General features: G+C 62.6%; 16 protein-coding genes. 6 read left to right on the forward strand and 10 right to left on the reverse strand.

What is annotated here, in order from left to right; all coding sequences use genetic code 11:
- Positions 1-11: 11 nt before the first annotated feature.
- The 3 genes from tolQ to ACP7C6_RS00970 form a co-directional block, all read right to left on the reverse strand.
- On the reverse strand, positions 12-704 hold the full coding sequence (tolQ, locus tag ACP7C6_RS00960) for a protein TolQ (protein WP_426108125.1): 693 nt from the start codon (positions 702-704) through the stop codon (positions 12-14).
- Positions 705-750: 46 nt separating this feature from the next.
- On the reverse strand, positions 751-2616 hold the full coding sequence (locus tag ACP7C6_RS00965) for a phytase (RefSeq protein ID WP_068934302.1): 1866 nt from the start codon (positions 2614-2616) through the stop codon (positions 751-753).
- A gap of 137 nt (positions 2617-2753) precedes the next feature.
- Entirely contained in the window at positions 2754-5267 is a 2514-nt protein-coding gene (locus ACP7C6_RS00970; protein WP_068934304.1) for a TonB-dependent receptor, read from the reverse strand.
- A 389-nt stretch (positions 5268-5656) separates the two neighbouring features.
- Between ACP7C6_RS00970 and ACP7C6_RS00975 the strand changes: the two genes are divergently transcribed.
- Positions 5657-6571: a GGDEF domain-containing protein gene (locus ACP7C6_RS00975; RefSeq protein WP_028616646.1), complete on the forward strand. Its 915-nt coding sequence runs from the start codon at positions 5657-5659 to the stop codon at positions 6569-6571.
- 1 nt (position 6572) lies between these two features.
- Positions 6573-7610 (forward strand): AraC family transcriptional regulator ligand-binding domain-containing protein, encoded by a 1038-nt coding sequence (locus ACP7C6_RS00980; protein WP_426108128.1) that lies wholly within the window; start codon positions 6573-6575, stop codon positions 7608-7610.
- Here ACP7C6_RS00980 and ACP7C6_RS00985 read toward each other — a convergent pair.
- The 5 genes from ACP7C6_RS00985 to ACP7C6_RS01005 all read right to left on the reverse strand — a co-directional run bounded on the left by ACP7C6_RS00985 (position 7597) and on the right by ACP7C6_RS01005 (position 13572).
- Positions 7597-8478 carry a LysR family transcriptional regulator gene (locus tag ACP7C6_RS00985; RefSeq protein WP_028616648.1) on the reverse strand — a complete coding sequence of 294 codons (882 nt, stop codon included), beginning with the start codon at positions 8476-8478 and terminating at the stop codon, positions 7597-7599. The two genes, ACP7C6_RS00980 and ACP7C6_RS00985, sit on opposite strands and share 14 nt — an antisense overlap.
- 249 nt (positions 8479-8727) lie before the next feature.
- Positions 8728-9345 (reverse strand): isochorismate family cysteine hydrolase YcaC, encoded by a 618-nt coding sequence (gene ycaC, locus ACP7C6_RS00990; protein ID WP_028616649.1) that lies wholly within the window; start codon positions 9343-9345, stop codon positions 8728-8730.
- A gap of 28 nt (positions 9346-9373) precedes the next feature.
- Positions 9374-11212 (reverse strand): amidohydrolase, encoded by a 1839-nt coding sequence (locus tag ACP7C6_RS00995; RefSeq protein ID WP_323986231.1) that lies wholly within the window; start codon positions 11210-11212, stop codon positions 9374-9376.
- The gene (locus ACP7C6_RS01000; protein ID WP_028616651.1) at positions 11209-11799 is read right to left on the reverse strand and encodes an antibiotic biosynthesis monooxygenase; all 591 of its coding nucleotides are present in this window, start codon (positions 11797-11799) and stop codon (positions 11209-11211) included. Before ACP7C6_RS01000 ends, ACP7C6_RS00995 begins: the two co-directional genes overlap by 4 nt.
- Before the next feature lie 864 nt (positions 11800-12663).
- A complete protein-coding gene (locus ACP7C6_RS01005; protein ID WP_028616652.1) occupies positions 12664-13572 on the reverse strand; it encodes a LysR family transcriptional regulator in 909 nt (302 codons plus the stop codon).
- 205 nt (positions 13573-13777) lie between these two features.
- Here ACP7C6_RS01005 and ACP7C6_RS01010 point away from each other — a divergent pair, with 205 nt between their 5' ends.
- Positions 13778-14176, forward strand: coding sequence for a helix-turn-helix domain-containing protein (locus ACP7C6_RS01010; RefSeq protein ID WP_305381418.1), 399 nt, complete (start codon positions 13778-13780; stop codon positions 14174-14176).
- Positions 14177-14234: 58 nt separating this feature from the next.
- Complete coding sequence (locus tag ACP7C6_RS01015; protein ID WP_426108132.1) at positions 14235-16997, forward strand: ATP-binding protein; 2763 nt, start codon at positions 14235-14237, stop codon at positions 16995-16997.
- On the opposite strand, the gene ACP7C6_RS01020 is transcribed toward ACP7C6_RS01015, so the two are convergent.
- Together ACP7C6_RS01020 and ACP7C6_RS01025 are read right to left on the reverse strand one after the other, a co-directional pair.
- Positions 16944-18413: a winged helix-turn-helix domain-containing protein gene (locus tag ACP7C6_RS01020; RefSeq protein ID WP_426108134.1), complete on the reverse strand. Its 1470-nt coding sequence runs from the start codon at positions 18411-18413 to the stop codon at positions 16944-16946. The genes ACP7C6_RS01015 and ACP7C6_RS01020 overlap by 54 nt on opposite strands.
- Before the next feature lie 149 nt (positions 18414-18562).
- Positions 18563-19513 carry a GlxA family transcriptional regulator gene (locus ACP7C6_RS01025; protein ID WP_323986236.1) on the reverse strand — a complete coding sequence of 317 codons (951 nt, stop codon included), beginning with the start codon at positions 19511-19513 and terminating at the stop codon, positions 18563-18565.
- A 180-nt stretch (positions 19514-19693) separates the two neighbouring features.
- On the opposite strand from ACP7C6_RS01025, the gene ACP7C6_RS01030 reads away from it, so the two are divergent.
- Together ACP7C6_RS01030 and ACP7C6_RS01035 are read left to right on the forward strand one after the other, a co-directional pair.
- On the forward strand, positions 19694-20416 hold the full coding sequence (locus tag ACP7C6_RS01030; RefSeq protein ID WP_426108137.1) for a pirin family protein: 723 nt from the start codon (positions 19694-19696) through the stop codon (positions 20414-20416).
- Between the two features lie 146 nt (positions 20417-20562).
- Entirely contained in the window at positions 20563-20988 is a 426-nt protein-coding gene (locus ACP7C6_RS01035) for a hypothetical protein (protein ID WP_122683684.1), read from the forward strand.
- Positions 20989-21099: the final 111 nt, after the last annotated feature.

Genomic DNA, 21099 nt, shown 5'->3' on the forward strand with positions numbered 1-21099 from the left:
TTGCTCCTTGTTCAGGCGGCCACGGCCAGGTTGATCGGCGTACCGCGCAAGGTGCGGTGCAGGCGCACTTGCAGTTCGTTGCCGAAGGCGTAGTAACGAGTCAATAGTGTCTGGCCACGTGCCGCGAAGCGGTTATAGGCGATCACCGCCGGGATCGCCGCGAACAAGCCGATGGCAGTGGCGATCAGTGCCTCGGCAATGCCCGGTGCTACCGTCGACAACGTCGCCTGCTGCACCTGGGACAAACCGATAAAGGAATTCATGATGCCCCACACGGTGCCGAACAAGCCGATGTAGGGGCTGACCGAACCCACGGTCGCCAGGAACTGCAGGCCCTTTTCCAGCTCGATTTCCTGCTCGGTGATCGCCACCTGCAAGGCGCGCTCGACCCCTTCCAGCACGGCCGGATCGTGGCCCTGCAGGTGCTGGTATTCCTGCACTCCCGCGATAAAGATCGGCGCAATGCCGCCCTCGCCCGCCTGCAGGGTGTCGCGGTACAGCGGCTGCAAGTCCGCAGCGCCACGAAAGCGCAGCACAAAGCCCTTCAACTGGCGCTCCAGGCGGCGCAACACACTGGCGCGCTGGATGATCAGGTACCAACTGAGCAAGGACGCCAGCAGCAGCGTGACCATCACGGCCTTGACCAACAGGCTGGCGTCACTGATCAAACCCCAGATCGTCATATGTTCCATCGTCGCGTGCATGGTTAAGCTCCTATTCGATTAAAAAGTGATGACCGGGTGATGACGCCTACGGCAATTTCAATGCGCGGGTCACCTCGGCCCACGGCACGAACTTGAAGTTCTGGGTCTGCTCGGGCATGCGCTTGCGGCCGTCCTGCACCACCAACATGCCCTTGCTCCAGGGCCCGCCGAGGTTCATGGCCGTCACTTCCAGACCGTCGGTTTCCGAAGCGCCATCGATCCCCGCTGCCGCGTTCAGGCCGACACGAAAGGCGCCGTGGGTGGTGAACGGCGGCTCGGCATCCAACACCAGGTAGCTGTCATTGCCCTGGCTGGAGATCACCAGGTAGTCGCGTTCCTTGCTCTGGTACAACGCCAAACCCTCGACATCCGCATGCAACTGCGGGCCGACCTTGATCACGCTGGTGAGCGTGGCCGGTTGGTCGGCACGGGCATCCACTGCCCAGACGCCGACATCTTCTTCACCGATGAACAAGCGCTGACGCTGGTCATCGGCCACGCAGCCCTCGGGTTGGCTGTCGACTTTGAACTGGCGCACCAGTTCGCCCTGCACCCGGCCGTCCGGCGCACTCAGGCGGTATTGCAGGAAGGTGCCGTCCTTGCCATTGGCGATCGCGTAGATCTCGCCGCTGGCGGGCTGGAACAGGCAAATGCCGTAGATCTCCTTGAGCGGCGTCGGTACTTCACCCGCTTCACGCAACTCGCCGCTCTGGCGGTCGATGCTGAACAGGCTAAGGCTGTTGTGATCGCGATTGCTCGCCACGGCGAGGTCGACTGTTTGCGCGCCGAGCTTGAAGTTGGCGCGCACGTCAACGTTATTCAAGCGACCGACCGCCAGCTCCTGCAGCAGCTTGCCGTCGAGGTCATAGGCCAGCAGGCCTTGCTTTTTGTTAGTGCCGAGCACGCGGCTTTTGGCGGGTTGTTCGGGGTGAATCCAGATTGCCGGGTCATCCGCCGCATCCCCCTGGCGACCGACCGGGTCGGTCTGGCGCAGCGCAGCGACTTCCGGCAGCACGGGCTCGACCGGCACAGGCTTGGCCTTCCACTCGAGTGCGCCCTGATAGAACTTGCCGGTGTCATCGTCACGTACCAGCAGTTGCTGGCCGTTGATGCTCAGTTGCTCCGGTTCCTTGAGCCCCGGCAGCGTCAGGCTGGCGTGTTCGACCCAACGCACACCGTTCTGTTGGAACAGATGCAATTGGGCGGTCTTCGGATCAAGTGCGACCACCCCGCCCGGCACCAGCGCCATGGCGCCAGCCTCGCGCTTGGGGTTGTCGAAAAGCGCCACCGGGATGCGTTTCACATCCGCCTCAGGGTGTGCCGGGTAAGCCCACCAGCCGACGTTTTCTTCATTGACCAGCAACTGCTGGGTCGCGTCATCCACCTGGCAGAACTGCGCCGACGGCGGCAGCGGCAAACCGCGCACGCGCTGAGGGTTGCTTAACAGCGTCGTACCATTGCCCACCAGCCATTGTTCGCCTTTGCCCTCTTCCCCCACCAGGAACACAAACAGGTTGGCGGCTGCGTCGCGGAACAGGCACAGGCCATTGACCGGGTAATCGCGGGCGGGCAGGTACAGCGGTTTGCCAAAGGTTTTGGTCGCGGCATCAAGGCTCACCAACAGCGCCTGCTGGCGGTCGTTGTCGAGGCTGGCAACCAGCACCTGGGTGCCAGCGGCGCGGGTGTCGAGGCTGCTGAAGTTGCCTTTGAAGCTGGCCAACTCGGCACCTTGGTTATCGAGCAATTGCAGGCCGTCACGGGTGCTGGCGGCCAGGCGCTGGGTGGCATTGGGCAGGAAGGTCACGGCTTCGGCCTTCAGGCTCGGTGCCCAAGGGGTCAGCGCCAGGTCGGCGGCCATGACCGGCGAGCAAGCGGCCAACGCGATCATCAGGTAGAGCTTGGAAATTCTCATGAACAATCAAAATCCTTGTCTTGTAGGAGCGAGCTTGCTCGCGAAGAACGGCAACGATGACGCGGGCTATCTGGATGCACGCGGTGCCCTGGCGTTTTTCGCGAGCAAGCTCGCTCCTACAGTGGAAACGTGGGGGGTTAGAAATGGGTGAAGGTCAGGCCCAGCTTGTAGGTCGGGCCGTATTCCTCGTACTGGCCGTTGTAGCTGCGGTGGCCGGTGTAGACGAAGTACGACTCATCGGTGAGGTTCTGGGCCTCGAAGCTGACTTGCAGGTTCTTGGTCAGCGAATAGCGCGCGCTGAAATCGACGAAGGTCTGGGCGTCGACGTGCAGGTCGTGGGCCTTGTCGTTGATCGAGGCCAGCTCAAAGAGGTAGGCCGACTTGTAGTTGGCCGACAGGCGCAGGCTGAGCTTGTCGTTTTCCCAACCGAGCATCAGGTTGCCGACGGTGTCCGACTGATTGGGCAGGCTGATGTTGCGCTTGCGATTCGCGCCGCTGGCGCTGTCGAAGCCTTCGATGTCAGCACTGGAACGGCTGAATGTGGTGTTGGCACCCACCAGCAAACCGTTCCACGGTGCCGGCAGCCAATCGAATTTCTGTGAGTAGGCCAGTTCCAGGCCGTATAGCTTGGCGCTGTCGCCGTTGGCGTAGGTATGCGCCTCGGAAAAGTTGGTCCAGGCCCCAGTGCCCGCCAGGTCAGTGTTGTAGACGAAGTTCTTGATGTCCTTGTAGAACACAAATGCGGAGACCGTACCGGCACGGCCCATGAAATGCTCGATGCCCAGGTCCAGGTTGCTCGACTCCAAGGGTTTGAGGTCCGGGTTGCCGAAGGTGGCTTCGTCATCGTCGATCACGAACCCCGGCGCCAATTGGCCAAAGGTCGGACGCACCACGGATTTGGTCCAGGCCGCGCGCACCTGGGTGTTCTTGTCGATCTGGTAGCGCGCATGCAGGCCGGGCAGCCAATGATGGTAGCGGCGCTTGGTTTCGGTGGGTGTGAACACCCCGTCCGTGGCGCCGGTACCCTTGGCTTCGAATTCGGTGCCCTCGTAGCGCAGGCCGGCGATAAAGCGCCAGTCGTCGATGTCGATGGTGTTCATCAGGTAACCGGCGTTGATGTCTTCACGGATGGTGAAGTCGTTGACCCGGGATTCGGTCTCGTCATAGAAGTCCGCGGCGTTGAGGCCTCCGATCAACTGCTTGATGCTGCTGGGGCTGATGCCCGGCCCGTAGTTGCCCAGGCGGTAGTCGACATTGCCTTTCTGGAATTGGCTGAGGTTGAGCTGGTCGTCGGTAAAGCCGAGGGTGTCGAAGTCTTTGTAGACCCAGGCCTCCAGATCGTTGTCCTTGTTGCGACGGCTGACTTTGCCGCCGAACTTCACCTGGGACGCATAACCGCTCAGGTCATAGTCACGGGCCAGGTCCAGGCGCAGGTTTTTCTCGGTGTCCTTGGTGTTCTGTTTTTCCCAGTCGACCTTGTCGAGGGTGAAGTTGCGCGCGTCGTAGAAGCCGCTGCCAATGATCGGGCGTGGCTTGTCCTTGTCGTAGAAGCCGCTGTTGGCAAAATCGCCGCCGTCAAATGTGGCACCGGCGATGTGCGCCGGGCTGTCTTCGCTGGATTGGCTGTAGCCGGCCTGGCCGCTCAGGGTCCACAGGCCGAGCATGCGCTCGCCGCCGAATACGTAGGACTGGATTTCCTGGGTTTCTTCGCGGTTCTTCAGCTTGCGCTTGGCCTCGGCATCGCCCAGCTCGCCGGGCGCTTGGGGGTCGGCAAATTCGAGGCTGGTGGAGTTGCGGGTCTCGGTGTCTTTGTAGCGGCTGTAGAGGGTGCGCAGGTAGTAGCTGCTGAGGTCATCGGGCTTGTAGTCGAAGTTGAGGCCGCCACCGGCACGTTCTCGGCTGATGTCGTAGTCGCGCTGCTCGAATTCATTGAGTTTGGCGCCGTTGGTGAAGTCCCAGGCGCCGCCTGTTTCGACGTTGTCCGAGCCGAAGTCGCGCTTCTGCCAGCTGAGTGCAGCGGCCACGCCGAAGTTGTCGATGCCGTCGCCGAGGCTGAAACGGTTACTGGCGGCACCGGAGAATTTCGGGCTGGTCTGGTGGGTGTTTTTGTCGTAGCTGGCCTCGGTGCTGCCGGTGTAGAACAGCCCCTTGTGGTCGAAGGCCGACAGGCTCTGCACATCAACGGTGCCGCCGAGGGAGTTGGCGTCCATGTCCGGCGTGAGGGTCTTGATCACCGACAGCGACTGCACCAGCTCCGAAGGCAGTACATCGAGGGCCACGGCGCGGCGTGCGCTTTCCGGGGCCGGCACCAGGGTGCCGTTGATGGTCACGCTGTTAAGGTCCGGGCCAAGGCCACGCACGCTGACAAAGCGCCCTTCGCCCTGGTCGCGCTCCACACTGATGCCTGGCAGGCGCTGCGCCGCCTCAGCGACGTTTTCATCCGGCAACTGGGCCACGCCGTCGGCATGCACCACGCTCTTGATGCTGTCGGCGCTGCGTTGCTCCTTGAGCGCCTGATCAATGGCTGCCGCCTGGCCGACCACCTCGACGTGCTCGGTGTTGGCCACTTCGGCCGCCGAAAGCCGCTCACTGGCCATTGCCAGGGCCAAGGCAGTAAGCGTGAAGCCGACGAGCCCGGTGCGCTTGTACATGCAATCCTCCCCAAGAATCCGTTGGCGCCAGGCAAGAGGCCCGGCAACTGGGAGGGCACGCTAGGGGTGGGGGATGACGGTTCTGTGACAGGGGTTGGCGCAAAGCCACGTAAACCGCGGTTTTTAGCTTGTTCCAGCAAGCAAATGAGCTGAAATGACCTCGATCAAAATGTGGGAGCGGGCTTGCTCGCGAATGCGGTATTGCAGCTAGCACATGTGTGGCTGATCCACCGTATTCGCGAGCAAGCCCGCTCCCACATTTGTTTTGTGTTTGGCAGGAGATTGTGTGTATGGCATGAGCTGATTCGACCCCTCCCCACCGTCACGCAACCGTCACATCCATCTGCTGTGCTGGCGCCCATCGCTTTTTTGCCCAAGGACTCGCGGCCATGTTTTCCGTGCTCAAACCCCACCGCTGGAAACTCTCCCTGTTGCTGATCGCCGCCAACCTCGGGCTGATCCTGCACCTGGCCTGTGGCGAGTTGAAGAGCGTCAGCGAATGGGTGTGGCTGGACATCTTCGGCGAAGGCGGCTCCGCGCTGTTGGCGCTGGTCTGGCTGGGCCTGGTGCTGAAAAGCCGCCCCGCCGGGCGCGTCACCAACTACCTGGCGCTAGGCCTGTCGTGCATTTTCTTCTCCTGGTGGATCGACAGCCTCGATGAGTTCATCCGCCTGCCCGACAGCATTACCTGGGATCACTGGCTGGAGTCCGGGCCGATGCCGGTGGGCATGATCCTGCTGACCATCGGCATCTACCACTGGCACCGCGAGCAACTGGCGATCAGCGCGCAGATGGAAAAGCGCGAGCGGCTGTTCCGCGAGCATCGGCTGTTCGACAAACTCACGCCGCTGGCCGGTGCCGACTACCTCAAGCGCCAGTTGGCCGACAGCCTGCAAGACAGCCACGCGCAGCAACAACCGCTGTCGCTGCTGGCCCTGGACCTGGACAACTTCGCCGCCATCAACCAGGCCTACGGGCATGCCGAAGGCGATGCGGTGTTGCAGGCGCTCAGCCATTTGTTATTGCTCAACCTGCGCCGTCAGGACCTGCTGTGCCGCCTGGCCGGTGACCGGTTTGTGGTGCTGCTGCCCAATACCGGCGAGCGCCAGGCCAAGGAGCTGGCGCTGGAGTTGCAGCAGGCCGTGCGCGGCCTGGCCCACAAGACCCGGCTGCACGGTGAGCGCCTGCAACTGGCGGCGACCACCGCCGTGGTCATGGCCCTGAACGAGCCGCCCCATGACTTGCTCAAGCGCCTCAACCTGGCCCTGGCCAGGGCCAAGCAACCCCTGGCGAAAAGTGCCTGAAATGGCCGTTAAAACCAGCTGGTACGAGGCCGACAGCCGCTTCATCCCCGGGCACTATCAACCGGCCACGTTGATCGACCTGGCCCTGTCCCGGGACATCGACAGCCACCGCCTGCTGCGCGGCACCGGCTTGTTCCACGAAGACATCCTGGCCGGCACGGCGCGGCTGAGCCCGCAGCAGTTCCTGGGTTTGATCGGCAACAGCCGCAAACTGCTCGACGCAGACGACAGCAGTTTTCTGTTTGGCCAACGCCTGTTGCCCGGTTATTACGGCGCCGCCAGTCATGCGCTGGGCCATGCACAGAACCTGCACCAGGCCCTGGATATCCTGATCCAGCAACAGGTGTTGCTTAGCCCGCTGGTCACCCTGCAACTGGAGCTGGATGAGCACCACGCCTATCTGTATTGGCTGGACAGTTGCGGCGCCGGCGAACACTGGCGCTTCTTGCTTGAAGCCAACATGACCTCACTGGTTGCCATGAGCCAATGGCTCAGCGGCGAACGCCTGCCGTGGACGGCCAGCTTCAGCCATGCCGAGCCGCGCTATGTCGAGCAATATTGGGTGCACCTGGGGGAAGACACGCGTTTCGAGCGGCCGCTGGACATGCTGAGCATCCCGCGCGAGCACCTCACCCGCGCCTGGCCGGGCGCCTCGGCCACCGCCGGCCAGGTAGCGCGCCAACAAGCCCGTGAGCAGATCGAACAGCTGGGTTTCACCGGCAGTTTTCTGGATTGTCTCTACGACTACCTGCGCGAGCAGGTGCGCCAGCCGCCAAGCCTGGAACAAGCCGCGCAGGCCTTCGCCATGAGCCCGGCGACCCTCAAGCGCAAGCTGCACAAACACGATACCGGCTTTCAGCAACAGGTCGACCGTGTGCGCAAGCAAGTGGCGCTGCACCTGTATCAGGTCAAGGGCTACAGCAATGACGAAGTGGCGGCGTACTTGAACTTCAACGACGCAGCGAACTTTCGCCGTTCATTCAAGCGCTGGACCGGCAGCACGCCCAACCTGATCCGCCAACTGTTCAACAGCCGCTAGCCAGGCGCTCGCGCAGAAACTCCACCAGCGCCTGCACCGGCCGCGAGCTTTGCCGGTGTTGCGGGTACACCGCCGACAGGGTCAACGCCTCGGGCGCGAACTCGTCCAAGAGAGTAACCAGGCGGCCGTCCTTCAACGCATCGCCGACGATAAAGGTCGGCAGGTAGGTCACACCCAAGCCGGCGATGGCGGTGTCGCGCAGCAAGTCGCCGTTGTTCACGCGCATACGCCCGCTCACGTTCAGCGCCTGTAGCTTGCCTTTGAAACGCCATTGCACTTGGCGGCCATGGCCGTAGGGCAGGCAGTCGTGGTCAGCAAGGTCTTCGGGTTTTTGCGGTGTGCCGCGCAGGGCCAGGTAGTCGGGGCTGGCGCAGTACACCCGGGGGATGCTGGCGATACGGCGCGCAATCAAGGTGGAATCCTCCAGGGTGCCGATGCGCAGCACCAGGTCGTAGCCTTCGCCGATCAGGTCCACGGGGCGGTCGCTCAAATCAACCTCCACCGACACTTGGGGATAGCGCTGCAGGAACAGCGGCAACAGGCAGCCCAGGTGCGCCATGGCAAACGACAACGGCGCGCTGAGGCGGATGGTGCCGCGCGGTTCGCTGTTCTGCCCGGCGATGCCCTGCTCCACTTGCTCGACTTCACCGAGCAGGCGCAAGGCGGATTCGTAGTAACTCTGGCCGAGTGGCGTGACATCCAGACGGCGCGTGGAACGGTTGAGCAGGCGCACGCCGAGGCGGTCTTCCAGCTGGATCAGGCGGCGGCTGACGAACTGCTTGGACAGGCCCAGTTGCTCGGCGGCTGCGGTGAAACTGCCGGATTCCATGACCTGGCAGAACAGACGCATGTCTTCGAAGGGGTTCATTGTCGCTTCTCGGTGGACATTTGGCTGGTTTATAGCCTGTCTATTGCCACACCACAAACCAAAAGGTGGGAGCGGACTTGCTGTGGTGAGCGGGCTTGCCCCGCGCCGGGCTGCGTAGCGGCCCCAAAGTCAGCTACGCGTAAACTTGCGTCGCCAATCTGGGAGCGCTTCGCACTCCAGCGCGGGGCAAGCCCGCTCACCACACAAGCCCGGCTCCCACAGGGGTATTGGGGGGTGCTTGGGGACAGCTTACTTGGTGGTAAACGCCGAGTAGCTGTTCATCAGGTTGCGGTAGTTGGGAATGCGCGGCGACAGCAGGTTGGCCAGGCCTTCCATGTCGTTGCGCCAATCGCGCTGCAATTCGCAGGCAACCGCGAACCAGTTCACCAGTTGCGCACCGGCGGCGGTCATGCGCGCCCAGGCCGCCTGTTGCACAGTTTCGTTGAAGGTGCCCGACGCATCAGTGACCACGAACACCTCAAAGCCTTCCTCCAGGGCGCACAAGGTCGGGAACGCGACGCACACGTCCGTCACCACACCGGCAATGATGATCTGCTTGCGGCCAGTCGCCTTGACGGCCTTCACGAAATCTTCGTTGTCCCAGGCGTTGATCTGGCCAGGGCGGGCAATGTACGGCGCGTCCGGGAACAGTTCCTTAAGTTCGGGCACCAGTGGGCCGTTGGGACCGCTTTCGAAGCTGGTGGTGAGGATGGTCGGCAGGTTGAAGAACTTCGCCACATCGGCCAAGGCCAGGACGTTGTTCTTGAATTCGTTGGGCGAGAAATCCTGTACCAGGGAGATCAGGCCAGTCTGGTGGTCGACCAACAGTACAACAGCATCATCTTTGTTCAAACGAGGGCTAGCCATGGTTCAACTCCTTACGGGGGATGGGAAATCAGAAAGCAAAGCACGAACAGCCAAACGCACCCCAGAATCCCTGGAAGTCGCTGACAGGCACGCTGGAAAGCCGCGCCTTTTCATGGCTGTGGGAATGCACGCCGCACGGGCCGCTGCACTGGTGAACCTGAGCCTGCAACGGCGAACTCGGGCGCCAGTGACCCGGCACCTTGACCACCGGCGACCAGTCCGGCAGCACCGGCACGCGGGGCGGTGCGAAATTTTCGAAGTCACCGGCGCCGTAGACCACCTTGCCGCCGACCACGGTGAGTACCGATTCGATCCACTTGATGGCTTCTTCGTCGACACTGAAGAAGTCCGCCGACAGCGCCGCGACGTCCGCCAGTTGGCCAACCTTGATCTGGCCCTTCTTGCCTTGCTCGGACGAGAACCAGGCGCTGCCATGGGTGAACAGTTCCAGCGCCGTCAGGCGCGGCAGGCCTTCGGCGTGCAGCTCCAGGCCGCCAACGGTGCGACCGCTGACCATCCAGTACAGCGAGGTCCAAGGGTTGTAGCTCGACACCCGCGTAGCGTCAGTGCCCGCGCCGACCGGCACGCCTTCGGCGAGCATGCGCTTGATCGGTGGCGTGGCTTCGGCCGCCTTGGCGCCGTAACGCTCAACGAAGTACTCGCCCTGGAACGCCATGCGATCCTGGATCGCGATACCACCACCGAGCGCACGCACTCGTTCGATGTTTTTCGGCGTGATGGTTTCAGCGTGGTCGAAAAACCACGGCAGGCCGTTGAACGGAATGTCGCGATTGACCTTTTCGAACACGTCGAGCATGCGCGAGATGGATTCGTCATAGGTCGCGTGTAAACGGAACGGCCAGCGTTGCTCCACCAAGTGACGCACCACCGGTTCCAGCTCCTGCTCCATGGTCAACGGCAGGTCCGGGCGCGGCTCAAGGAAGTCTTCGAAGTCGGCCGCCGAAAACACCAGCATCTCGCCGGCGCCGTTGTGGCGCAGGTAGTCATCGCCCTGGTGCAGGGTGACGCTGCCAGTCCAGTTCTTGAAATCGCTGAGTTCTTCCTTGGGCTTCTGGGTGAACAGGTTGTAGGCGATGCGCACCGTCAACTGTTCGTCCTTGGCCAACTGCTCGATCACCGCGTAGTCATCGGGGTAGTTCTGGAAACCACCGCCGGCATCAATGGCGCTGGTGAGGCCTAGGCGATTGAGTTCACGCATGAACTGGCGGGTCGAGTTGACCTGGTATTCCAGCGGCAGTTTCGGGCCCTTGGCCAGGGTCGAATACAAGATCATCGCGTTGGGTCGCGCTACCAGCATACCGGTGGGGTTGCCGTTGCTGTCACGCACGATCTCGCCGCCCGGCGGGTTCGGCGTGTCCTTGGTGTAGCCGGCCACACGCAGGGCGGCGCGGTTGAGTAAGGCGCGGTCGTACAGGTGCAACACAAATACAGGCGTATCCGGTGCGGCCTGGTTGAGTTCTTCCAGGGTCGGCATGCGCTTTTCGGCGAACTGGAATTCGTTCCAGCCGCCGACCACGCGGACCCATTGCGGCGTCGGTGTGCGGTCGGCCTGGTCCTTGAGCATGCGCAAGGCATCGGCCAGTGACGGCACGCCTTCCCAGCGCAGTTCCAGGTTGTAGTTCAGACCGCCACGGATCAGGTGCAAGTGCGAGTCGTTGAGGCCGGGGATCACGGTGCGGCCCTTGAGGTCGATGACCTGGGTGCCATTGCCGCGCAGGGCCATGGCTTCACCGTCGGTGCCCACGGCGACGAAGCGCCCCTGGTGGATGGCGACGGCCGTGGCGCGGGGGTTTTCACGGTCCACGGTGTGGAACTGGCCATTGAACAGAATCAGGTCGGCGTTCATAGGGTTTCCTTTACGGAGGCTTCGAGCCAGGGAGCGAACAGGCGGGTGGCCGCCGGCATCAGCAGGTAGACCACCAGCAGGACGATGGTCAGGGTGACCAGGAAAGTGGCGACCACGTAGTTGGAGAGGAACGGATGCAGGCGCAGCACCGGGCCCCAGATGATCGGCACCAACAGGGTCAGCGGCAGGATCACGCAAAGGGTGACGACCGCCTGCTTCCAGCGCGGTGGCTTGGCGGCATTTGGGGTTTCGGGGTTGAACCAGAATTCGTTGACCGCGCCGATTTCGGTGTTGTCGCCGTCGGCGAGCATGGGGGTGGCTTCGGCGATCAGGGTTTTGCGCTCGGGGGATTCGAGCCAGGTTTCCAGGTCGTCGGTGGAGCGGTAGCGCAATACGCAGGTGAACAGGGCCAGGCTGCCTTGCTTGCCGCGCACCACGTCGACACCGAGATGGCCTGGGCGTGCGCCGGCGATGCGTACGATGCGGCGTAGCCAGGCTTCGTAGTCGGCTTCTCGGCCTGGTTTGATCAGGTGTTTGACCACCAGGGTGACGACTTCGTCGGGGGTTGGTTTTGTTGCTGGGTCCATGGCGTGGTCCTCTGCCTTGATGTTTCAGCGATGAGGGAGTTTGCGGGGGTTGGGGTGGGGAAAATTGGATGTACGTGCTGTTTGGGTTGGGTTGGGTTGGGTTGGGTACATATCCGTTATTTGGGTAACGGCCACCTATGGTTCCGCTCTTACAGCGGCTCACTTTTGGAAAGGCCCAAAAGTAAGCAAAAGGCCTTCGCCCCAACACTCGGCACCTCGCTTAGGCTCGGTGTGCCCGTAATCCGACAGTGATTTGGGGGGCCGCCGCCACGCGCCATCCATGGCGCGGGGCGGCTAAACCGGCATCCCTGCCGGTTTACCCCCCAAATCCCTGCCGAATTCCGGCCAGCGTGTTTGACGGGGCGCCTAAGATCAACATCAAAAGCAAGAGCACAGCGGCCTGACAGCCGGCTTGAGTGGTGTGAAGCAAAAGCAAAGGCAGTCCACTGTAGGAGCTGGCTTGCCGGCGATGGTCGTTAACGATGACGTGGGGTGTCTGGATGAACGCGGCGTTCTCACGTTTTTCGCCGGCAAGCCGGCTCCTACAGGGACCGCGTATCTACGATGCGAAGCGAGTCGCTCTTGATCTTGATCTTAGGCGCCCCGTCAAACACGCTGGCCGAACGCAGGCTTGAATCCGTGGGTAACCCGGCAGGACGCCGGGTTAGCCGCGCTGGGCCAAGGATGGCCCATCGCGGCGGCCCACGGATTCAAGCCGGAGTGAGGGCACACCGAGCCTAAGCGAGGTGCCGAGTGTTGGGGCAAGAGCCCTTTTGGTTACTTTTGGGGCTCTTTTCCAAAAGTGACCCGCCGTAAGGGCGGAACCAATACCAGCCGTTACCCAAACACCGGATATGTACTCATTCACGCCCCCCGAGCCATATGCTCCCCAATCCGTGCCCGTAACCACCGCTCCGCCGGATCATTGTCATGCACCCCACTCCACACCATCGACAACTGCGCCTCCTCAATCGCAAACGGCGGATCCTCCGCGCGTAACGACGTCCCCTCGGTCAACGCACACGCCGCATAATCCGGCACCGTCGCAATTATCTGCGTCCCCGCCAACAATGCCCGCAACCCACTGAACTGCGGCACCGCCAACACCACCCGCCGCGCCCGGCCGATCCGCGCCAAATCCAGATCGATATTGCCACTCAAGTCCCCCGAGAACGACACCATTGCATGAGGGCGTTCACAGTAATCATCCAGCGTAAGCGGCTCGACACCACCATCCCCACGCAAGACCTTGCACGGAATATCCCGCAGCTTCTTGCGCTTGGCATTCGCCGGCAATTCAGTGGTGTAGCTCACCCCCACCGAAATCTCGCCACTGGCCAGCAACGACGACATCAACAGGTAATTGGCCCGACGCACCACCACGATGATCCCCGGCGCCTCCTCGCGCAATTGACTGAGCAACGGCGGAAACAGGCCAAACTCAGCGTCATCAGAGAGGCCAATGCGAAACACCGCACAACTGGTGGAAGGGTCGAAATCCTTGGCACGGCTGACCGCTCCGGAGATGGTGTCCATGGCCGGTTGCAACTCCTTGAGTATCGCCACGGCACGTGGCGTGGGCTCCATGCCCCGCCCGTTGCGCAGCAGCAACGGGTCGTCGAACAGGTCGCGCAGACGCCCCAACGCCGCGCTCACCGCCGGTTGGCCCATGAAGAGTTTTTCGGCGACCCGGGTCAGGTTCTTCTCGAACATCAGTGCTTCGAAAATCACCAGCAGGTTCATGTCGACGCGGCGCAGGTCGTTGCGGTTCATGGGAAGCATCCAAACGGTTGGCAAGCGCACAGATAAGCATGCAAAACCCGACCGGCATTGCATGTCTGTGCTGTCTTTTTCACCTCGGCACCTGGCGAAATTAACAACGATTAACTCGTCAGCCGGACGGTCCGGCAACAAGATTGACCGCGTCTACACTGCATCCATCCACCGGGAACGCTCCCATCGACTGCGGATATTTGTCATGGCCCGACTCGATCAATATGCACCTCGTTTGTCCGCCACCGGAGGCCTGTGCCCTCGGCGCGAGCGCATCGCCAAGCAACTGATCCTGGCCAATCTGGGCGAGAGCCTGGCCATTGCCGACCTGGCCCAGGCCTGCGCGCTGTCGCGCAGCCATTTTTCCCGGGCGTTCAAGTGCACCACCGGGTTGTCACCGCAGGAGTGGATCCGCCAACAGCGCATCCAGCGCGCCAAGGAGCTGATCACCAGCTCGTCCCTGAGCCTGACGCAAATCAGCCTGGAATGCGGTTTTTGCGACCAGGCGCACTTCTGCCATATGTTCACCCGCAGCGAAGGCGTCAACCCGATGACCTGGCGAAATCACCACTTACGTCACAAGCTTCAAGTCATCGCAGCCTAGTGGTCGGTGCGTACCTGGAATATGCTGGCCGCTCCCCCCTTTCCGAGCACGGCCAGCCATGAGCGACCCCGGCGACCAGGCCGTACATTTCGGCCCCTATCGCATCCACCCGCGCCAACGCTTGGTGCTCGAGGCGGGTCGCCCTTTGCGCCTGGGACGGCGTGCGGTGGAGATCCTGCTGATCCTGCTGGAGCAGGCCGGCAATGTGGTGAGCAAACAGGAGTTGATCGCCCGCGTCTGGCCCAAAAGCGTGGTGGAAGACGGCAACCTGCGGGTGCATATGGCGGCGTTGCGCAAGGCTCTGGGCGATGGCCAGGCCGGGCAGCGCTATATCGTGACCGTGGCCCAGCGTGGCTACAGTTTTGTTGCGCCACTGAGCATCGAACCGATGACACCGCCTTCCGAAGGTGCCCCACAACGCCCCTGCCACAACCTGCCGTTGCGGCGTACCCGGATGATCGGCCGCCAGGCCTTGATCGACAGCCTGGTGCAGCAACTGCCGGAACAACGCTTTATCACCCTGACCGGCGCCGGCGGCATCGGCAAGACCACTGTCGCGCTGCGGGTGGCGGAATTGTTGATCGGGCATTACCGCGACGGCATCCGGCTGTTCGACCTGGCGCCGTTGAGCGCGCCATCGATGATCCTGCCCAACCTGGCTGCCCTGCTCGACGTCACTCATGCCGAGCACGAACACTTGGCGACCTTTGCGCGCAGCCTGCAGGAACGCCAGTTGCTGCTGGTGATCGACAACTGTGAGCACCTGCTCGACGACATCGCCCTGATCAGCGAAACCCTGCTGCGCCATGCGCCCAGGCTGCACATCCTGGCCACCAGTCGCGAGGCATTGCGCGCCGAAGGCGAATCCGTGCAGCGCCTGGAACCCCTGGCCTGCCCGCCCGTCACCGGCAATCGCGCCCAAGCGTTGGGCTACCCGGCCCTGCAATTGTTGATCGAGCGAGCCATGTCCCATCAGGACAGCTTCGAGCTGAGCGAGGCCGAGCTGCCGCTGGCGATTGATATCTGCCAGCGCCTGGACGGCATTCCGTTGGCGATCGAGTTGGTGGCGGCGCAGATCGAGCGCTTTGGCTTGCCAGGGCTATTGGTGCAGATGGAGGACAATTTCCGCCTGCTGACCCGTGGCCGGCGCAACGCCCTGCCTCGTCATCAAACCTTGCGCGCGACGCTGGACTGGAGCTTTGAGCTGCTGACCGCCTGCGAACAGATCTGCCTGCGTCGCCTGGCGGTGTTTCGCGGCGGTTTCAGCCTGGCCAGTGCGGCGGCGGTGATTGCCGGGGAACAGGTAGCACCCGCCGAAGTGCTGGGCTCAATCACTCAACTAGTCGCCAAATCCTTGCTTAACGTCGAGGCCGGCGATGATGAGATGGTGTATCGCCTGCTGGACATCACCCGTACCTATGCCCTGGAAAAGCTCAGCGTCGCCCAAGAGCTTGACGCCACCCGCGAACACCATGCAGAGCGGTGCCTGGCGCTGATGGAACAGGCGCGCGACGATTGGGATTCGGTCGCCACCCAACCCTGGATCGACCGTTACGCGCCGCTGCGCGAAGATATCCGCGCTGCCCTCGACTGGGGGCTCGCGCAGGCGGGCGAACACCTGCTGGCGATCCGCTTGACCGTCAGCGCAATGCCGCTGTGGCAAGAATTGTCGTTGCTCAGGGAACACCGTTTGTACGTGGACAAGGCGCTGGCGTTGATGGACCAGGCCGCATCGCCCTGCCCCCGCTTGTCGATGCAACTGCAACTGGCGCTGGGCAGCCTGTCCTATCACGCCATGGGCGGGGCCCCGCAGACCATTGCCGCGTTCGTCCGTGCGCGGCACCTGGCCGAAGCGCACGAGGACGTCGCGGGGCAACTGCGCGCGGTCTCCGGGCATATGGCGGTGAACCTGTGTGCAGGCCAGTATCGTCAGGCGCTGGCGCAAAGCGTGCAGTTTGATCGCCTCGACCCACGCACCGACCCGCAACTGGATATCAGCGCCCAGCGTCTGCGGGTGCTGGCCCAGCATTACAACGGCAACCAGGCACTCGCCCGGCACAATGCCGAGCAAGTGATCCAACGCATGGCGCACAGCGGCCACGTCAACCGATTTGCCCACGGCATCGGTGTGCAATACGACCAGAGCGTTGCCTCACTCACGGTGCTGGCGCGAATCCTGTGGTTGCAAGGCTTTCCCGAGCAAGCCTGGCGCACCGCCAACCAGGCGTTGGAACTGGCGCAGCAGATCAATCATGGTACCTCCATCTGCTACACCCTGGCGTTGGCAGGCGTGGTCATCGCCCGTTACAACGGTGACGAAGACACCGCCCAGACCCTGCAGGCACTGCTGTTGGAACATGCCCACAAGCATTCGGTGCAGTTGTTCAAGACGTGGGCAGGTCACTACGCGGGAATCCTTGGGCGCAAGGACCTGCAAGGCCTGGGGTTGATTGAGGATATCCTGGTCACGCTGGGTTCCCATGCACTGGACGAGCCTGGGTTCGAACGCGCCCGCGCGGGCGACGCGGGTTGGTGCACCCCGGAGATCCTGCGGATACACGCAGAAAGCACGACCGATGCCCGTGCGGCCGAAGCGCTGCTGCTGGAAGCTTTGGGCCTGGCTCACCAGCAAGGCGCGCTGGCCTGGGAGTTGCGCTGTGCGACGTCGTTGGCACGGCTGTGGCAGGCGCAAGGCCGCGTGCAGCCGGCCCGCGATCTGCTGAGTTCGGTCTACACGCGGTTCACGGAGGGCTTTGCCACCCAGGACCTAGTCCGCGTACGCGGCCTGCTCGACGAGTTGCAGGACAAACGGCCGGCCTGAAAACGGCCCCAGGTAATGCTGATAGCCCTGCTGCAAGCGCGCGACCTGCATCGGGTCGCGTAACTGCGCGAGTGCATAGCTGCGCACGCAGTTGAGCAGGCGGTAACGGGCATTGCCGGGGCCGGGTTCGAGGGTCAGCAACGAAGTGCTCACCAGACGCCCCAGCAGGTAGGCCAAGTCGGCATGTTCCAGCTCGGTACCAGCGACCAGTTCACTCAAGGCGGGCAAGGTGACCGCCATCTTGAACAACCCCAATTGCAGGAACAGCCAGCGCTCCGGCAGGCTCAGGCGCTGGTAGCTCCAGTCCAGGGCCGCGTTCAGGGATTGATGACGTTCCACCGCCGTGCGCCGGCCCCGGCTCAGCACTTGCACGCCTTTGCACAGCTGCTGCTGCAATCCACGCACGCCAAGGGCGTCCACTTGAGCGGCCGCCAGCTCCAGGGCCAGGGGAATGCCATCCAGGCGTCGACAGATGTCACGCAGCGGGGCCAAGTCTTGGGGGCGCAGCACAAAGCCTTGCTGAGCAGCACGTACTCGGGCGACGAACACTTGCACCGCCGGGTAAGCCATCGCTTCTTCGACACGGCTCAACGCCGATGGCGCAGGCACCGACAGCCGAGGCACGCGTTGCACCCATTCGCCGGAGACTTGCAGGGCTTCACGACTGCTGACCAGCACACTGACCTGAGGCGCCGCTTCGCGTAGCACGTGCACCAGGTGACGGCAGGCACCGAGTAGCAGGTCGGCACCGTCGAGCACCAGCAACAACTGGCGGGCCGCCAATTGCCGCCCCAGTTCAGCGGCATTGGCGCAGGGTTCAAGGTGCAGTACCGAAGCCAGGTGACGCAGCATGCTCATCGGCGCTTCCACCGTGGCCAAATCGACCCACCACACGCCGTCCCGGTAACGCGGCAACACCCGCTCAGCCAACGCCAGGGCCAGGCTGCTCTTGCCCACGCCGGCACACCCGGTGAGCGTCATCAGGCGTTGGCCGGACAGGCGTCTCACCAGCACGCCCAACAGCTCATCACAGCCCATCACCGGACTCAGGCGTGCGGCGAGGTTATGCAGGGGTAACGTGGCCGGCACAACCCCGTGCACGGGGGCGGCGAAACAGTAGCCACGCTGTGGGTCGTTGAGAATGAAACGCTGCCCATCAAGGGCGCGACGCAATGCAGCGATGTGCACCCGCAGGTTGTTTTCTTCCACCACGCTGTTCGGCCACACGCGCTCGATCAAGGTGGCCTTGCTGATGTACTGCCCAGGCGCTTCAAGCAGCACCGTGAGGATATCCAGCGCCCGCCCGCCCAGAGGCACCGGCCAGCCTGCCTTGCTGACCAGACGCTGTTGCCGGTGAAAGACATAGGCGCCGAAGCGCACCGTGCCATCAGCGTCAATCGCCTGAGGGTTGTTCATCTGTGCAAAAGCGCTGAAACACCCGGCCTTGGGCGTTCGCGCATCCTTTTCCGTGGGCTTGCCGCTATCTTGCCAGTTGGCGATGACAGGACAATGCTGGCACAGGGAGTGATACGGACATTCGGGTGCGCCAGACGGACATTCTGTCGTTAACTGAACTGCTGTCGGTATTGGGTCGGGTTGAGGCCCAGTTTTTCGCTGAACAGAAAGCGCATGTGCCGCACGCTGCCGAAGCCCGCGTGGAAAGCCACGGTCTTGAGCGGCAAGTCGGTGGTTTCCAGCAATTGCCGGGCGCGGTCGATGCGCGCGCCCTGCAGGAATGCCATGGGCGTCATCTGCACATCCTTGGCAAACAACCGCGCGAAGTGGCGCGCGCTCATGCCGGCCAGTTCGGACATGGACTCGATAGTGAACGGTTGATCAAGATGCTCCAGCACATGCTTCTGCACGCGGGTGATCGCCGTTTCCTGAGGCGCCACCGCCGCCGTCATCGGACTGAATTGGGCCTGGCCGCCCTGGCGTTTCATCACCACCAGCAACACCTTGGCCACTTCCACGGCGACATGCTTGCCGTGGTCCTGGGCCACTACCGACAGCGCCAGGTCGATACCGGCGGTGACGCCACCCGAGGTGATCAGGCGCCCGTCCTGCAAATAGATACGGTCGGTTTCCACAACAGCCTTGGGGAAAGCCTTGATCAGCCGCTCCGTGTAGTGCCAGTGAGTGGTCACACGATGGCCGTCCAACAACCCGGCATGCCCCAGCACAAAGGCGCCGGTGCAAATGGAGCCGAAGCAACGCGCCCGTGGCGCTGCCGCCCTGAGCCACGGCAGTAAGGCGGGATGGCATTCGTTGTAGGCACCAGGACCGCCGGGCACCAGCAGCAGGTCGTAGGCATCCTGGGCCTGGTCCAACAGCAAGTCGGTGTGTACTGCGACACCATTGGAGGCGCGCAACGCGCCGGGCTCCGTGCCGAGGGTAAGGATCTGATAGTGATCCGCCGCTGGCAGGTAGCGGTTGGCAATGGAAAACACTTCGAGCGGCCCGGCCATGTCGAGCAGGAGGAAGTCCGGAAATAGCGCCATGGCCACGGTTTTCATAGCGAGAAAAGTCCATCGAGAAGGAATGCGGCCGCCATTATTGCACGTTCAGAACTGTCAACTTGAAGGCGACAGTTATTCAGATTTCAGCTTCTTAATGAATCATTCATTAACCATTAACCTTCTTCTCAAGGTCGGAGCCCTGCATGCCGCAGCCCGCTCCCACTTGAGGACAAGACCATGCTGACCCTTCGCAAAGCTTCCGAACGCGGCGCCGCCAATCACGGTTGGTTGAAGTCGTTCCACACCTTCTCGTTCGCCAACTACTGGAACCCGAAAGAACAAGGCTTTTCCGACCTGCTGGTGATCAACGATGACCGCGTCGCGGCCGGCAAAGGTTTCGGCCAACACCCGCACCGCGACATGGAGATTTTCTCTTATGTGCTGGAAGGCGCGCTGGAACACAAAGACACCCTGGGCACCGGTTCGGTGATCCGCCCCGGCGATGTGCAACTGATGAGCGCCGGCAGCGGCGTGGCCCACAGCGAGTTCAACCACAGCCAGACCCGTGGCGTGCACTTCCTGCAGATCTGGATCGTGCCGAATGAAGCCGGCGCCGAACCGCGTTATCAACAGGAGCACTTCAGCGAGGCGCAGAAACGTGGGCGCTTGCAGTTGATCATCTCGCCGGACGGCAACGACGGTTCCCTCAGCGTGCGCCAGGACGCACGGGTGTATGCCGGGCTGTTCAGCGGCGACGAAGCCGCCACCCTGGTCCTGGCGCCGGATCGTCATGTGTACATCCATGTGGCCCGAGGCAGCGTTGAAGTCAACGGCCAGCGCTTGCAGGAAGGCGACGGCGCCCGCGTGCGGGATGAACGGCAGATCCGCCTGGGCCATGGTCAGGACGCCGAAGTGCTGGTGTTCGATCTGCGCCCGCAAGAGCTGCCGCAGATGCCATGACCAGGCGTGCGATGGCTCGTCGGAACGAGCCATCGCTGGCGTCGATAGTCACCATCAGCCCAATGAAGTTCTCTTAAAAAATGCAACGCGTAACATCAAACCCATACCAGCAACAACCCAAACTAAAACACTCGGAGCACACTCTCATGAAACGCCAAATCTTGCTTAGCCTCGCTTTCTCGGTACTCGCTGCAAATGCTTTTGCCCATCCTGTCGTCGCTGAAGGCGGTTCGGATCGCCTGATCGAAAGTCGCGTCGCAGAGGGTGGCTCGGACCGCCTGCAAGGTAACCGCGTTGCCGAAAATGGTTCGGACCGCCTGCTGGAACGCCGTGTTGCCGAAGGTGGCGCTGATCGCCTGCAAGAACGTGGCCTGGCTGAAGGCGGTGCTGATCGCCTGCAAGAACGTGGCCTGGCCGAAGGCGGTGCTGATCGCCTGCAAGAACGTGGCCTGGCTGAAGGCGGTGCTGATCGCCTGCAAGAACGTGGTCTGGCCGAAGGTGGTGCTGATCGCTTGCAAGAACGTGGTCTGGCCGAAGGTGGTGCTGATCGCCTGCAAGGCAACAACGTTTAACCCCGCGCTGCTGGCGGGAACCCCAAACCGGCCTGATCAGCCGGTTTTTTTTCGCCCTCGATGAAGTGCGGCTACGCCGATGAACCAAGCGGGGTAGGCAAACGCCGGCAC

Origin of the sequence: Pseudomonas sp. TWR1-1-4 (genome assembly GCF_049897165.1) — a bacterium.
GTDB classification, from domain to species: domain Bacteria; phylum Pseudomonadota; class Gammaproteobacteria; order Pseudomonadales; family Pseudomonadaceae; genus Aquipseudomonas; species Aquipseudomonas canadensis.

Bases quoted from the DNA above. Each gene is read 5' to 3' on its own strand.
- ACP7C6_RS01025 (WP_323986236.1), bottom strand. From the start codon at position 19,513: ATGAAAACCGTGGCCATGGCGCTATTTCCGGACTTCCTCCTGCTCGAC.
- tolQ (WP_426108125.1), bottom strand. From the start codon at position 704: ATGCACGCGACGATGGAACATATGACGATCTGGGGTTTGATCAGTGAC.
- ACP7C6_RS01010 (WP_305381418.1), top strand. From the start codon at position 13,778: ATGGCCCGACTCGATCAATATGCACCTCGTTTGTCCGCCACCGGAGGC.
- ACP7C6_RS01035 (WP_122683684.1), top strand. From the start codon at position 20,563: ATGAAACGCCAAATCTTGCTTAGCCTCGCTTTCTCGGTACTCGCTGCA.
- ACP7C6_RS00985 (WP_028616648.1), bottom strand. From the start codon at position 8,478: ATGAACCCCTTCGAAGACATGCGTCTGTTCTGCCAGGTCATGGAATCC.
- ACP7C6_RS01015 (WP_426108132.1), top strand. From the start codon at position 14,235: ATGAGCGACCCCGGCGACCAGGCCGTACATTTCGGCCCCTATCGCATC.
- ACP7C6_RS00970 (WP_068934304.1), bottom strand. From the start codon at position 5,267: ATGTACAAGCGCACCGGGCTCGTCGGCTTCACGCTTACTGCCTTGGCC.
- ACP7C6_RS01000 (WP_028616651.1), bottom strand. From the start codon at position 11,799: ATGGACCCAGCAACAAAACCAACCCCCGACGAAGTCGTCACCCTGGTG.
- ACP7C6_RS00995 (WP_323986231.1), bottom strand. From the start codon at position 11,212: ATGAACGCCGACCTGATTCTGTTCAATGGCCAGTTCCACACCGTGGAC.
- ACP7C6_RS00965 (WP_068934302.1), bottom strand. From the start codon at position 2,616: ATGAGAATTTCCAAGCTCTACCTGATGATCGCGTTGGCCGCTTGCTCG.
- ACP7C6_RS00980 (WP_426108128.1), top strand. From the start codon at position 6,573: ATGGCCGTTAAAACCAGCTGGTACGAGGCCGACAGCCGCTTCATCCCC.
- ACP7C6_RS00975 (WP_028616646.1), top strand. From the start codon at position 5,657: ATGTTTTCCGTGCTCAAACCCCACCGCTGGAAACTCTCCCTGTTGCTG.
- ycaC (WP_028616649.1), bottom strand. From the start codon at position 9,345: ATGGCTAGCCCTCGTTTGAACAAAGATGATGCTGTTGTACTGTTGGTC.
- ACP7C6_RS01005 (WP_028616652.1), bottom strand. From the start codon at position 13,572: ATGAACCGCAACGACCTGCGCCGCGTCGACATGAACCTGCTGGTGATT.
- ACP7C6_RS01020 (WP_426108134.1), bottom strand. From the start codon at position 18,413: ATGAACAACCCTCAGGCGATTGACGCTGATGGCACGGTGCGCTTCGGC.
- ACP7C6_RS01030 (WP_426108137.1), top strand. From the start codon at position 19,694: ATGCTGACCCTTCGCAAAGCTTCCGAACGCGGCGCCGCCAATCACGGT.